Source organism: Collinsella sp. LCP21S3_A3, from assembly GCF_052118905.1.
Classification (GTDB): Bacteria; Actinomycetota; Coriobacteriia; order Coriobacteriales; family Coriobacteriaceae; genus Collinsella.
In genome coordinates this window covers 1-13,993 of sequence record NZ_JBQKGH010000006.1, presented here as the reverse complement: position 1 = coordinate 13,993, position 13,993 = coordinate 1, and the positions used below count along the sequence as shown (strand labels likewise).

The 13,993-nt window shown below is 60.3% G+C and carries 13 protein-coding genes; 9 read left to right on the top strand and 4 right to left on the bottom strand.

Annotation, left to right across the window (positions count from 1 at the left end; translation table 11 throughout):
• The first annotated feature begins 80 nt into the window (after positions 1-80).
• The 7 genes from rnd (at position 81) to ACTQ0H_RS04435 (ending at position 7,190) form a co-directional block, all read left to right on the top strand.
• Positions 81-1,214 carry a ribonuclease D gene (rnd, locus tag ACTQ0H_RS04465; protein ID WP_154517283.1) on the top strand — a complete coding sequence of 378 codons (1,134 nt, stop codon included), beginning with the start codon at positions 81-83 and terminating at the stop codon, positions 1,212-1,214.
• A 238-nt stretch (positions 1,215-1,452) separates the two neighbouring features.
• On the top strand, positions 1,453-2,157 hold the full coding sequence (locus ACTQ0H_RS04460; RefSeq protein WP_427727878.1) for a zinc metallopeptidase: 705 nt from the start codon (positions 1,453-1,455) through the stop codon (positions 2,155-2,157).
• A 115-nt stretch (positions 2,158-2,272) separates the two neighbouring features.
• Positions 2,273-3,724, top strand: coding sequence for an exodeoxyribonuclease VII large subunit (xseA, locus tag ACTQ0H_RS04455; protein ID WP_441538076.1), 1,452 nt, complete (start codon positions 2,273-2,275; stop codon positions 3,722-3,724).
• A 42-nt stretch (positions 3,725-3,766) separates the two neighbouring features.
• Positions 3,767-4,033 carry an exodeoxyribonuclease VII small subunit gene (xseB, locus tag ACTQ0H_RS04450; RefSeq protein WP_006234311.1) on the top strand — a complete coding sequence of 89 codons (267 nt, stop codon included), beginning with the start codon at positions 3,767-3,769 and terminating at the stop codon, positions 4,031-4,033.
• A 154-nt stretch (positions 4,034-4,187) separates the two neighbouring features.
• The gene (locus ACTQ0H_RS04445) at positions 4,188-4,523 is read left to right on the top strand and encodes a histidine triad nucleotide-binding protein (RefSeq protein ID WP_035137921.1); all 336 of its coding nucleotides are present in this window, start codon (positions 4,188-4,190) and stop codon (positions 4,521-4,523) included.
• 147 nt (positions 4,524-4,670) lie between these two features.
• Positions 4,671-5,849, top strand: a complete 1,179-nt coding sequence (locus ACTQ0H_RS04440; protein ID WP_006234305.1) for an acetate/propionate family kinase — start codon at positions 4,671-4,673, stop codon at positions 5,847-5,849.
• Positions 5,850-6,011: 162 nt separating this feature from the next.
• The gene (locus ACTQ0H_RS04435) at positions 6,012-7,190 is read left to right on the top strand and encodes an acetate/propionate family kinase (RefSeq protein WP_195361193.1); all 1,179 of its coding nucleotides are present in this window, start codon (positions 6,012-6,014) and stop codon (positions 7,188-7,190) included.
• A gap of 550 nt (positions 7,191-7,740) precedes the next feature.
• On the opposite strand, the gene pta is transcribed toward ACTQ0H_RS04435, so the two are convergent.
• Entirely contained in the window at positions 7,741-8,721 is a 981-nt protein-coding gene (gene pta, locus ACTQ0H_RS04430; RefSeq protein ID WP_427718446.1) for a phosphate acetyltransferase, read from the bottom strand.
• Positions 8,722-8,952: 231 nt separating this feature from the next.
• On the opposite strand from pta, the gene glf reads away from it, so the two are divergent.
• A complete protein-coding gene (gene glf / locus ACTQ0H_RS04425) occupies positions 8,953-10,155 on the top strand; it encodes a UDP-galactopyranose mutase (protein WP_441538074.1) in 1,203 nt (400 codons plus the stop codon).
• Positions 10,148-11,179: a glycosyltransferase family 2 protein gene (locus ACTQ0H_RS04420; protein WP_427748209.1), complete on the top strand. Its 1,032-nt coding sequence runs from the start codon at positions 10,148-10,150 to the stop codon at positions 11,177-11,179. The genes glf and ACTQ0H_RS04420 overlap by 8 nt, the downstream gene beginning before the upstream one ends.
• Positions 11,180-11,554: 375 nt before the next feature.
• On the opposite strand, the gene ACTQ0H_RS04415 is transcribed toward ACTQ0H_RS04420, so the two are convergent.
• From ACTQ0H_RS04415 to ACTQ0H_RS04405, 3 genes are all read right to left on the bottom strand, one after another.
• Positions 11,555-12,556 (bottom strand): P1 family peptidase, encoded by a 1,002-nt coding sequence (locus tag ACTQ0H_RS04415; protein ID WP_441538072.1) that lies wholly within the window; start codon positions 12,554-12,556, stop codon positions 11,555-11,557.
• Between the two features lie 100 nt (positions 12,557-12,656).
• On the bottom strand, positions 12,657-13,238 hold the full coding sequence (locus tag ACTQ0H_RS04410; RefSeq protein WP_154517256.1) for a Maf family protein: 582 nt from the start codon (positions 13,236-13,238) through the stop codon (positions 12,657-12,659).
• Positions 13,235-13,777, bottom strand: coding sequence for a DJ-1 family glyoxalase III (locus ACTQ0H_RS04405; RefSeq protein WP_441538069.1), 543 nt, complete (start codon positions 13,775-13,777; stop codon positions 13,235-13,237). Before ACTQ0H_RS04405 ends, ACTQ0H_RS04410 begins: the two co-directional genes overlap by 4 nt.
• Positions 13,778-13,993 lie beyond the last annotated feature (216 nt).

Below are 13,993 nucleotides of genomic sequence, written 5' to 3'. Positions count from 1 at the left end.
TGACTAACCGAGTATAGTTGTAGGGCAATGCCGATATCCTACCCGTGTTTTTCGGGCCTAACCTTATTCGATGGGTTGATATGTACATTTCCACACATCAGGCTCTACTCGACTTTTGTCAGCGCGCTCGTGAGTTCGACGCGATTGCCGTCGATACCGAGTTTTTGCGCGAGCGCACGTTTCATCCGCGCCTGTGCCTGGTTCAGATTGCCACCCCTGCCGAGAGCGTCGCGGTCGATCCTTTGGTGATCGACGACTTATCGCCGCTGGCCGAGCTTATGGCCGACGAGAGCGTGGTCAAGGTCTTCCACGCCTGCTCGCAGGATATGGAGGTCATGCTCCACACCGTGGGCGCGCTGCCGCGACCGATTTTTGACACGCAGGTCGCCGCCGCCTTTTTGGGCGAGCGCCAGCAGATTTCCTACGGCGCGCTCGTTCAGACGTTCTGCGGCGTATCGCTGCCCAAGACCGAGTCGCTGACCGATTGGTCGCGCCGCCCGCTGAGCGATAAGCAAATTGAGTACGCGATCGATGACGTCAAGTATCTGATCGTCGCCTATACCGAGATGATGAGCCGCCTGCGCGAGCTGGGCCGCGTGGACTGGGTGCTCGACGAGTTGCGCCCGCTGGCCGACGAGTCGCACTACCGCGCCGACCGGCATGAGGCATTCCGCAAGGTCAAGCGCATCAACTCGTGTAGCCGCCATCAGCTGGGCATTGCGCGCGAGCTTGCCGCCTGGCGCGAGGACCGCGCCGAGCGCCGCAACATCCCGCGCAAGTGGGTCATGTCCGACGATACGCTGCTGGCGCTCGTCAAGCGCAATCCTGTGCGCGTTGAGGAGTTCCGCAGCATCCGCGGCACCGATCAACTGGGGGAGCGCGATGTGGACGGCGCGCTCATGGCCATCAAACGCGGCGCGAGCTGCCCGCACGATCGCCTGCCGCTCATGGTGCGCGGACATCGCCAGATCTCTCCGGAGCTGGAGAGCGTGACGGATCTCATGTACGCGCTCATTCGCCTGGTTGCCGAGCGTTCGGGCGTGGCGACCTCGGTCATTGCCTCGCGCGATGACCTAGCCGACTATATTGAGCATCCCGAGCAGAGCCCTTTGCGCGAAGGTTGGCGCTTTGAGCTTGTGGGCTCGCGCCTGGACGATCTGCTCTCGGGCAACATGGGGTTGACGGTGAAGGACGGCAAAATCGAGCTCCTGTAGGTATATGGTTACGCGGTTTTACCAAACCGCGTAACAACTCGACGCTGCAAACGGCCGAGAGCGGCAATCTGACGTTCAATCGTCGCTCGCGTACCAAAGTACGCGTCGCTTCTCTTTCACGTCACCTTGCTCGCTCTCGGCCGTTTTCGCTGACATTGCCAAAACATCGATGTTGATTTGCTGGTCAGTCGAATGGGTAGAATGCCTCCAACGTGTAACTCGATTCGGAGGAATTCGCATGCCCTATTACTATGGTTATGGCTTTGGCATCGACCCGCTGTACCTGCTGGTCGTCCTTGTTTGTACGGTGCTCGGTCTTGCCGCGCAGAGCTATATCAACTCGACGTATAAAACCTGGTCCAAGGTTCGCTCGGACGGCGACACGGGCGCTGCGGTCGCGCGCCGCATGCTCGACGCCAGCGGTTGCAATGCCGTGGGTATCAAAGGCGTCGCCGGTGAGCTCACCGACCATTACAACCCGCAGGATAACAACCTGTATCTCTCGGATGCCAACCGTTCGGGCGGATCGGTCGCAAGCGTTGCCGTCGCTTGCCACGAGGCGGGCCACGCCGCCCAGCGCCAAAGCGGCTATGCCATGATGAAGGTGCGCACTGCCCTGGTCCCGGTCGTCAACTTTACCCAGAACACCTGGACCATCGTGCTACTCATGGGCCTGTTCATGAACATCGCGGGACTCACGACCCTCGCGCTGATCTTCTTCTCGTTTAGTGTGTTGTTCCAGCTGGTTACGCTGCCGGTCGAGATTGATGCCAGCCGCCGCGCCGTGGCGTACATCGAGCAGTCGGGGATGAGCTCCAAGCAGGTCAACGGTGCCAAGAAGGTCCTGACGGCAGCCGCGCTTACCTATGTTGCCGCAGCGCTCACCTCGATCATTCAGCTGCTCTACCTGATGGCTCGCTACAACAGAAACTCCAACCGATAACAAATTGGCTTGACAGGCGCCGCGGGGATTTGTGTCCCCGCGGCGCTGTACTATGTGTTGGACTTGAATTTGCGCAGGGCTGGAGCCTTTGTGCACGATAACGAAAGGAGGCTGCGTGGCAGGCTGGAATCTAACCGGCAATGCTGTTTCCGCCGAGTTTGACGGCTCGGGCGATCGGGAGCGCAAGGAACTCAGCGTGAGCCAGGCGGTGGAGATCGCCGCCGGTGCACTCGATGCTATTCCGCAGCTGAGTGTCTTGGGCGAGGTCACGGGCTTCCGTGGCCCCAATGCCCGAAGCGGCCACTGCTACTTCCAGATTAAGGACGATTCGGCCGCCGTTGACTGCATCATTTGGAAGGGTGCCTATCTCAAGCGCACGTTCGATCTGCGCGACGGCATGCAGGTGAGCTTTAAGGGTAGCTTCAATCTCTATAAGCCCACGGGCCGCATGAGTTTTGTCGCCCGCTCGTTTTCGCTGGCGGGGGAGGGTCTGCTGCGTCAACAAGTGGCGCAACTGGCCGAAAAGCTGAGCCGCGAGGGCCTGATGGACGAAGCGCGCAAGCGCCGCATCCCGGTGTTCTGCTCGCGTGTGGCGGTCGTCACCTCGCTTTCGGGTGCCGTAATCGATGACGTCAAGCGCACATTGCGTCGTCGCAACCCACTCGTCGAGCTCGTTTGCGTGGGTGCCAAGGTTCAAGGCGAGGGTGCGCCGGCAGAGCTCATTGAGGGTTTGCGTCGCGCCGCTTCCATTACGCCGGCGCCCGATTGCATTTTGCTGGTGCGTGGCGGCGGTTCCTTCGAGGACCTCATGACCTTCAATGACGAGGAGCTTGCCCGTGCGGTGGCAGCCTGTCCCGTGCCTGTGGTGACGGGCATTGGGCATGAGCCCGATACCTCGATCTGCGACATGGTGAGCGACCGTCGCGCCTCCACGCCCACGGCGGCGGCAGAATCGGTGGCGCCGGCTATGACGGAGCTGGCAGATGTGCTCGAGACGCGCCATCAGCGTCTGGGCGCCGCGATGGCTTCGATGATCGGGTCGAATCAGGTCGATCTGGAAATGCTCGATCAGCGTGGTCGCCGCGCTTGGGATACCTATACGGCCCGTCTGGGCGATGCGCTCGATGCGGCCGCGTGCCGCCCGTGCCTCAACGATCCAACGTTTATGGTCGAGCGTCGCGAGTCCGAGCTTGCCCTGACGGCCGATCGTCTGTCCGGCGCTGTAACGCGTTCGGTTGGGGCCTTCCGCTCCGACTTCGAGCGTCTGCCCGAGCGCTTGATCGCAAGCACCTCGGGGCTCGATGGCAAGCGCCATGCGCTCACGCTTGCGAGCTCCCGTCTGGAGCATCAGGGACACACGATGCTCAGCAAGCCCGCGTCCGACCTGGGCCGAGCTGCTGCGTCGCTCGATGCCTTGTCGCCGCTCAAGGTGCTTGCCCGCGGTTACTCCATCGCGTACAGCGAGGACGGTGTGGCTACGAGCGCCAAGACCTTTAAGCCGGGCGACGCTATTCGCGTGCGCATGGCGGACGGCAACGTGGCAGCAACCGTCAACGCGGTCGAGTAGACCGCGTTTCACAGTGATAGACCCTTAGGAAAGGAAACAGATATGGCAGAGAAGACCCCGGTCGAGCAGCTTACGTACAAGCAGGCCTCGCAGGAGCTGGAGCTCATCATCCGCAGCCTGGAGTCGGGCGACATGGAGCTCGAGGAGTCGCTCGAGAGCTATACCCGCGGCGTCGAGCTCCTCAAGAGCCTGCGTACCCGCTTGTCCGATGCCGAGCAGAAGGTCTCGGTGCTCCTGAAGGACGTCGACGGCAACGACGTGCTCGCCGACGGCGAAGCCGCCAACACCGACGACAACCTTTCGTTCTAACCACCTCGCAGCCTACTTTGGGGTAGTCTTTTTGGGACGGGGCTTTTTTGACTACCCTTGCGCGACGGCTCGCCAGGTGCCTGCGCTTGCGAAAAAGTAGTCAAAAAAGCCCCGTCCCAAAAAGACTACCTTGGTCTGTGAGAAAGGAACAACCATGTGTGATTGCATCTTCTGCAAAATTGCCAACCACGAGATCCCCTCGACCGTCGTTTACGAGGACGATCAGGTCATCGCCTTCGACGACCTCAATCCCCAGGCGCCGGTCCACACCCTCGTGATTCCCAAGAAGCACTACAGCGACATCGCCGACAACGTACCGGCCGAGACCATGGGTGCCATGGCTCACGCTATCCAGGAGGTCGCCAAGGCCAAGGGTCTGGAGGACGGTTTCCGCGTCATCTCCAACAAGGGCGTCAACGCCGGCCAGACCGTCATGCACTTCCACATGCACGTCCTCGGCGGCAAAAACCTGGGCGAGAACCTCATCTGAGGGCGCTTCTTCCGTGGGATGAGGCGAAAGCTTAGGCACCGATAACTTATATATCAACGCAATAAACCCGAGCGCGAGGGCGTTTGGGTTTATTATTGAAGCGTATGTAACCTGGCGGCACCACACCGCCTGTTAGTAGGGAGACACATGAACGTTCTGGTCGTCAACGCAGGATCTTCGACCCTTAAGTATCAGGTCATCGATACCAAGTCCCATAAGGTGTCCGCGAAGGGCTCCTGCGAGCGCGTCTGCTTTACCGGCGGTACCTTCACCCACGCTGCCAACGGTTCCAAGAAGGTGACCGAGAACATCGAGTTCCCCGACCACAAGGTCGCCATCGAGGTCGTCCTGAAGGACCTCGAGGCCAACGGCGTCAAGATCGAGGGCATCGGCCACCGTATCGTTCAGGGCGGTTGGTACTTCGGCGATTCCTCCCTCGTCGACGAGGACGTCCTCGCCAAGATCCGCGAGGTCGCTCCGCTCGCCCCGCTGCACAACAACCCCGAGGCCAACGTTATCGAGTACTGCCTCGAGCAGTATCCCGACCTGCCCAACGTCACGGTCTACGACACTGCTTTCCACTTCAATATGCCCGAGGTCGCCAAGACCTACGCCCTGCCCAAGGACGTCTGCGACAAGCTGCACATCCGTAAGTATGGCGCCCACGGCACCAGCTACCGCTATATCTCCAAGAAGGTTGCCGAGATGACCAACGGCGAGGCTCGCAAGGTCGTCGTGTGCCACATCGGTTCCGGCGCTTCCCTGTGCGCCATCGAGGACGGTAAGTGCATGGACACCACCATGGGCTTGACGCCGCTCGACGGTGTCATGATGGGCACCCGCTGCGGCTCCATCGACCCTGCTACCGTGTGCTACCTGCAGCGCGAGGGCGGCTACACCTTCGACGAGGTCGATGAGATGATGAACAAGAAGTCCGGCCTTTTGGCTGTGACCGGCGGCAAGACCAACGACTGCCGCAACGTCGAGGAGCTCGCCGCTGCTGGTGACCCCGAGGCTCAGCTCGCCTTCGATATGTTCGTCTACAAGATTGCCGCCAAGGCTGCCGAGATGGCCACTTCCATGTGCGGTATGGACACCCTGGTCTTTACCGCCGGCATCGGCGAGCACGCTCCGGCTGTCCGCGCCGGCGTGGCCGATCGTCTGGCCTTTATGGGCGTCAAGATGGACCATGCCCGCAACGCCCTGCGTGGCGACGGCGCTTGGTGCCTGTCCGCCAAGGATTCCAAGGTCAAGATCTTCGTCATCCCCACGGACGAGGAGTTCATGATCGCTTCCGACGTTGAGCGCATCGTCAACGGCAAGTAATTGCAAGAGGGGAGGGCTGGACGACCGAGCGCCGTTCGGCCCTTCTTTTGCGCCCGTTGGGCGATATGCTGATAGCTATTTATCAAGATATGATAACTTCTTATTAACATGCGGCCGCCTTAAGGGGTCTGCGTCGACCGTATTGCACTGCAAAGGAGTCTCATGAACGTACTTGTTGTCAACGCCGGCAGCTCAAGCCTTAAATATCAGCTTTTGGATACCGATACCCGCAAGGTTTTCGCCAAGGGCAACTGCGAGCGTATCGGATCGGACATGGGCATCTTTGGCCACTCCGAGAACGGTGGCGCCAAGCAGACCGAGGAGGTTCCTTTCCCCGATCATCGCTCTGCTATCGCTCGTGTGCTCGAGGAGCTTGAGAAGACCGACTTTACGATTGATGGCATTGGGCATCGTATCGTTCAGGGCGGCTGGCACTTCGATGATTCCGCAGTCGTTGACGACGAGGTTATGGCCAAGATTCTTGAGGTGGCACCGCTCGCCCCGCTGCACAACTACGGCGAGGCCGCGGCGATTGAGTATTGCCGCGAGAAGTATCCGGAGCTGCCCAACGTGGCCGTCTTCGACACCTCGTTCCACATGACCATGCCCGAGGTCGCCTACACCTACGCGCTGCCCAAGGACGTGTGCGACAAGTACCACGTGCGCAAGTACGGCGCCCACGGTACAAGCCACCGCTATGAGTGGATGATGGCCAAGGAGATCCTGGGTTCGCGCTGCCACCGCCTGCTTTCGTGCCATCTGGGCAACGGTGCTTCGCTCGCCGCCATCGAGGACGGCGTGTGCCGCGACACCACGATGGGCCTCACGCCGCTCGATGGCCTGATGATGGGCACCCGTTGTGGTTCCATTGACCCGGCCACCGTGTGCTACCTCCAACGCGAGGGCGGCTACAGCTATCAGGAAGTCGATGACATGATGAACAAGCAGTCTGGTCTGCTTGCCATCTCGGGTATCTCCAACGACGCCCGCGACATCCGTACACGCGCCTCCGAGGGCGACGAGCGCTGCCTGCTCGCCTTCGACATGTTCGCCTACAAGGCCATGCAGCAGGCCGGTTCCATGATCGCATCCATGGCGGGCGTGGACACCATCACCTTTACCGCCGGCATCGGCGAGAACGACTGGTCGATCCGCAAGGCCTTCTGCGACTGCTTTGAGTGGCTGGGCGTGCGCATCGACAACAACAAGAACCGCGAGGCCGTGGGCAACGGCCCGCAGGTCATCAGCGCCGCCGGTTCCGCCGTCACGGTCATGGTCATCCCCACCGACGAGGAATACATGATTGCCCACGACGTCGAGCGTCTGACCAAGAACAACTAACGCGCTCATTTGCAAGTAAACGAAAGGCCTCCTGAGCAACAGTTCGGGAGGCTTTTTTTGGAAGGTGGACGGCGGAAACCCCATTCCATTTTGAACGCGGATTTTGGGACACACTTTCCGGTTGAGGCACGTTGCGGAAAATGCGACCCACAACAAAGCAAAATTCCGTCCCGCAGTTTCCCAAACAGCCCCCAAGTGGAAGCTACATCCCACAATCCGCCTTCAAACCGGGACACGCTTTCCGGCACAACAACCGCCGAGGCCCTATCAGCCTTTCAAATCCAAAGTGACCATATCCGCATCGTTTGCCCCCCAGCAACGGCACCCATCCATTCAGTTTCTCAGCCCCAGCTCGTAGCCAAGCCGCCGTCCACCCCAGATCCCCTGAATGCTACGTGGCGGTAGAAGGCCGTACGGGCTAACCCCTGAAAACAATCCGCAGACCAGAAACGCCCCCGTTCGTAGCTCCGGAGGAGCAGAACGGGGGCGTTTCATTGGTCGAGGACGTTTTCAGGGGTTAGCCCGTACGGCCTTCGGGCGAGTGCGTGCGCTACTCAGCCATCTGAGCCTGGACGGCGGTGATGGCCACGACACCCACGATGTCGTCGGCAGAGCAGCCGCGCGAAAGGTCGTTAACCGGCTTGGCGATGCCCTGCAGGATGGGGCCGTAGGCGTCGGCGCCGGCGAAGCGCTGGACCAGCTTGTAGCCGATGTTGCCGGCCTCGAGGTCGGGAAACACGAGCACGTTGGCCTTGCCGGCAACGGAGGAGCCGGGAGCCTTGAGCTGGGCGACGTTGGGGACGATGGCGGCGTCGAGCTGCAGGTCGCCATCGATGGCGAGCTCGGGGGCCTTCTCCTTGCAGAACTTCACGGCCTCCTGGACCTTCTTGGCGACCTCGCCGCCGGCGGAACCCATAGTGGAGTAGGAGAGCATAGCCACGTGCGGTTCAACGTTGCCCATGAAGGTGGACCAGGAGTGAGCGGAGGCGATGGCGATCTCGGAGAGCTCATCGGAGGACGGGTTGATGTTGAGGCCGCAGTCGGCGAAGATCAGCGTGCCGTCGGTGCCGAACTGCGGGGTGTCGGTGCACATCACAAAGAAGGCCGAGACCAGTTTGGTGCCCGGGGCGGTCTTGAGGATCTGCAGCGCGGGGCGCAGAGTGTCGGCGGTGGAGTGGCAGGCGCCGGAGACCAGGCCATCGGCATCGCCCATCTTGACCATCATGGTGCCAAAGTAGGTGGCGTCCATCACCTGGGCGCGAGCCTGCTCGATAGTGACGCCCTTCTTGGCGCGGAGCTCGGCAAACTTCTGCGCGTACTCCTCGTGCTTCTCGGCATTGCGCGGGTCGATGACGGTAGCGCCGGGAACGTTGATCTCGTCGGGGTTGCCCAAGATGACGATCTTTGCCAAGCCCTCCTCGATGATCTTGGTAGCTGCGATGATGGTGCGCGGATCTTCGCCCTCGGGCAGGACGATCGTCTTAAGGTCGGCCTTGGCGGCAGACTTCATACGGTTTAGGAAATCGCTCATGTTACTCCTTACAAGCGTTTCGCTAAGCTCCAGGCACCCGGCTGTCCACGAATAAACCCGCTGCTAGCGGGTTTACCTTTCAAATATGTACGCCGTGGTGCTTGAGCTTTCCTTGTGTGGCAAGCTCATTATAGGACGCATTAGCGCTATAATCGCTCTGATAAATATGTCTCGAAGAATGTTCGAGAAAAGCCCAGCTAACGAGCCCGTGGCTTTTGACAAGGAGTATCGATGCAGATTACCTCAGGCCTGCCTGAAGGCTTTAACGCCGGCGCATACGACATGATTGTCGTCGGTGCCGGGTATGCCGGTGCCGTTTGTGCCCGCCGTCTTGCCGAGACCATCGGCTATCGCGTTGCCGTTTTGGAGCGCCGTGGCCACATTGCGGGCAATGCTCACGACTGCTTTGATGAGGCCGGGATCCTGGTCCACGAGTATGGTCCGCACATTTACCATACCTTTAACGAGCGCGTCCACAATTTTCTGTCGCGCTTTACCAAGTGGACGGACTACCAGCACAAGGTGCTCGCCAACATCAACGGCACCCTTATGCCCGTGCCCTTTAACCACGCGAGCCTCAAGCTCGCCTTTGGCGATGAGCGCGGCGAGGAGCTGTATCAGAAGCTCGTGGAGACCTTTGGCAAGGACGTCAAGGTGCCCATCATGGAGCTGCGCAAGAAGAACGACCCGGATCTTGCCGAGGTCGCCGATTACGTCTACGAGAACGTCTTTTTGCATTACACCATGAAGCAGTGGGGCCAGACGCCCGACCAGATCGATCCCTCGATCACCGGCCGCGTTCCCGTCTTTGTGGGCGACGATGACCGCTATTTCCCGCAGGCCCCCTTCCAGGGCATGCCGCAGGACGGCTATACCGCGTTGTTCGAGCATATGCTCGACCACGATCTGATTGATGTGTTCTGCGACGTGGACGCCCGCGACCTCTTTGAGATTGACGAGACCACCGTCAAGATCGACGGCAAGGTCTATGGCGGCGAGATCGTCTACACCGGTCCGCTCGACGAGCTGTTCAACCTCGACTTGGGCGCTCTGCCGTACCGTACGCTCGACATGAAGTTCGAGACGCTCGATATGGACCAGTTCCAGCCCGTGGGCACCGTCAATTACACCACGAGCGAGGATTACACGCGTATCACCGAGTTCAAGAACATGACTGGTCAGGTCCTGCCCGGCAAGACCACCATCATGAAGGAGTATTCCAAGGCCTATACGCCCGGCTCGGGTGAGACGCCCTATTACGCCATTCTGGAGCCCGAGAACCGCGAGCTCTATGAGCGCTATCTTGAGCGCGTCCAGAACCTGACGAACTTCCACCCGGTGGGTCGCCTGGCCGAGTATCGTTACTACGATATGGATGCCGTGACCAACTCTGCCCTCGATCTTTCGGATGAGATTATCGCCTGCCATGCATAAAGTCATATCATTCGGTATTCCCTCGTATAACGCCGCCAAGGACATGGACCATTGCATCACCTCCATTCTGGAGGGGAGCAATTACGCCACCGATATCGAGATCATCATCGTCGATGACGGTTCCAAGGACGAGACGGCAGCTAAGGCCGATGAGTGGGAGGCGCGTTACCCCGGTATCATCCGCGCGGTGCATCAGGAGAACGGCGGCCACGGCATGGCCGTCCTCTCGGGCCTGCGCGAGGCGCAGGGCACCTACTACAAGGTCGTCGACTCGGACGACTGGCTCGACGGTGCGGCGCTTTCGACCATGCTTTCGATTCTGCGTGGCTTTGAGGAGCGCGACCAGCGCGTCGATCTGTTTATCTCGAACTATGTGTACGAGAAGGTTTATGAGGGTACGCATACCGCTATTGGTTACAAGTTTGCCCTGCCGCGCAAAAAGATCTTTACCTGGGACCAGATTGGCCATTTCCGCCCGGACCAGAATTTGCTCATGCACAGCCTGTGTTATCGCACGGATGTGCTGCGCGCGTCCAATCTGCCTATGCCGCCGCACACGTTCTATGTAGACAATATCTACGCCTATGTGCCGCTGCCGCGCTGCAAGACCATGTACTACGCCGACATCGACCTCTATCGTTACTTTATCGGTCGCGAGGGCCAGAGCGTCAACGAGGCCACGATGGTCAAACGTCTGGACCAGCAGTTTCGCGTGACGCGCATTATGATGGAGGCGTTCCATCTGTACAGCGATGTCGAGTCGTCACGTCTGCGCGCGTACATGATGGGCTATTTCACCATGATGATGGCAATTTGTTCGGTGCTAACCAAGCTTTCCGATGAGGATTGCGCCGACGAGCGCCTGACGACATTGTGGAGTGATTTGAAGGCCTACGACGAGCGTATGTATCGTCGTGCACGCTACGGTGTGGTCGGCTTCTTTACCAACCTGCACGGGCGGGCTGGAGACAAAACCACACTCGGCCTATACCGTCTTGCCTCAAAGATCTTCAAATTCAACTAGCTGTTGAGTAATCGCTGCTGATAGGTTGACTGGGCCCCTTGGCCTTTAGTTTGCTACTGCGAACAGTCCTGCTCGCACGGAAAGCACATTAAGTGCTTTCCGGCTCGTGCGGAACTTGTATCAAACTAAAGGCCAAGGGGCCTTTGCTATAAGAATCGATTGTCAGGCTGCCTGAATTTGAAGATCTTGGACGCGCGGTACACAGGGGCCTGGGCTGAAAAGTTTTAGTTGGTAGTCGGTCGGAGACGGGCGGGCGTTACGTTTGTCGCGAGTTCCGCATGCAAAGAAGGCCACTAAATGTGGCCTTCGTCTTGCATAGGACTGTAGAGCAGCAAACGTAACGCCCGCCCGCCTCCGACCGACGGTCGAGCGAGATTACTTCGCGGCGCCGGGGATGCCGTGGGATGTTTTGGCGGTTTTGGCTCCGTTTACGATGGCGGTTTCCAGGGCCCTTACGGCGAGCATGCCCAGCAGGTCTAGGGGAACGGCGGCGCTTGCCTGGCTGCCCAGCTTGCCGCTGGCAAGGGTGTAGATGGTGTCACCGTCGTTGGTGGTGTGTGTGGGGCGGATGGCGTGTGCATAGGCGTCTGCGGCCATCTGGGAGACCTTGGTGGCCTGGGCCTTAGTGAGCTCCACGTTGGTGACGATGCAGCTGATGGTGGTGTTGGTGCGGTCGAGTGGCATTTTCATAGAGCCGGCGGCGGCAAGGGCGGCGAGCTCCATGTCGACGATCTGGTCGCTATCGGCTGCGGCGCGCATGCCGGCCACCCACTCGCCGGTGGTCGGGTCGACCACGTTGCCACAGGCGTTGACCGAGACCACGGCGCCCACCTTGACGGTGCCGAGTGTCACGGCAGCAGCTCCAAGGCCAGCCTTCATGCAGGTGGCGGGCCCCATGAGCTTGCCTACGGTGGCGCCGGTGCCGGCACCTACATTGCCCTGCTCGAGTGTGGTGGGGGTATGGTCGAGCGCCTCGCGCACGGCGGCGATACCGGCGTCAATGTCGGGACGCACGGTGGGATCGCCAAAGGCGAGGTCGAAGATGCAGCTGGAACACACGATGGGCACCTGCGTGGGGCCGACGGGCAGGCCGATGCCGCGGCTCTCGAGTTCGCGGGCCACGCCGCTTGCCGCTTCGAGACCAAAGGCCGAACCGCCCGAAAGGCAGACGGCGTGGACCTTATCGACGGTGTTCTCGGGACGCAGCAGATCGGTCTCGCGCGAAGCGGGAGCACCACCACGCACGTCAACGCCGCCGGTGGCGCCCTCGGGCGCCACGATTACGGTGCAGCCGGTGCCGGCCTCCTCGTCTGTATAGTTGCCAAAGCAAAAGCCATCGACATCGCAAACGTCAATGGCTTGGAGCAGGGTGTCCATGTTTTCTCCTATCGGTTTTCCGCCGGGCCTTATGCTCGGTCGGGATCCGTACGGTACGGCAAAATTGTAGGCGCCGGGGGATACCCAGCGCCAGATGCAATTACGAGAGTTTTTGAATCGCGCGTGCGACGCGAGCGATGGGTAAGCCCACCACGTTGTAGAAGTCGCCCGAAATGTCATGCACGAGCATGCGGCCGCCTGTGCCCTGGATACCGTAGGCTCCGGCCTTGTCCATGGGTTCGCCGGAGGCAACATAGTGCCCGATCTGCTCCTCGGTAAGCTCGTAGAACGTCACGTCGGTCACATCGACAAACGACAGACTTTCGGCGGCATGTGGAGCTGCAGCGTCGCCGGCTTTAACGATACAGACGCCGGTTGCCACCTGGTGCGTGCGGCCCGAAAGCTCGCGGAGCATGGTGCGTGCCTCGTCTTCGTCTGCCGGCTTGCCCAAAATTTGCCCGTCAAAGGTGACAATGGTATCGGCTGCGACAGTCAGTTCGTTGGGTTCGGCATGCTCGGAGGCAACGGCAGCGGCTTTGGCGCGTGCCAAGCGTTCGACAAGCGTAAGCGGAGCTTCGCCATCAAAAGGTGTTTCGTCGATATCTGCGGGAATTACGCGAACGTCATAGCCCGCCTCGCGCATCAGCTCTATGCGGCGCGGCGATTGCGAAGCCAAAATCATAGCTGGATGCCCTCGGCAACCTTCTCGACGGCCTTGTCGCCGGCGAGTGTGCGCAGCAGCTCCAAGGCAAAGGGAAGTGACTGCGCCATGCCGCTGGCAGTGATGATGTTGCCGTCTTGCGTGACCTTCTCGCCGGTATAAGCACCCTCGGGGAAGCTCTTCTCAAAGCCGGGGAAGCACGTGGCGCGGCGCTCCTCGAGCAGACCAAGCTCGCCCAGGATAAACGGGGCGGCGCAGATGGCGGCAACGTGCTTGGTTGCGGCGAACTCGCAGACTACATCGCAGACACGCTGGTCGGCGCGCAAGTTGGTGGCTCCGGGCAGGCCGCCGGGCAGCACGATGCAGTCGTACTCCTCAAAGTTGATCTCATCAAAGAGCGCATCGCAGGTCACGGGAATCTGCAGCGAGCTCACGACCTCGCGTGTGGGCATGATCGAGACGAGCGTGGCGCGCACGCCGCCGCGACGCATGACGTCGACCATGGTCAGGCATTCAATAGTTTCAAAGCCATCGGCGGCGAGAACGGCAACGCTGGGCATGAGAGTTCCTTTCGTAAGGCGGCATACAATTAGCCGTCTTATACCCCGAAGACCTCCGCTTGCCACGCTCGATTTCCCAATGTTTAAAAGGGGACGGGGATTAAATAAGGCTCTGTTAGACCAGGATTGACATGCCGACCTGCCGGCTAACTCGCCGTCTCCTCGTCGGGCGCCGGCGTCTTGACCCTCATCTCGAACGGCATCCCGCCCTCTCGG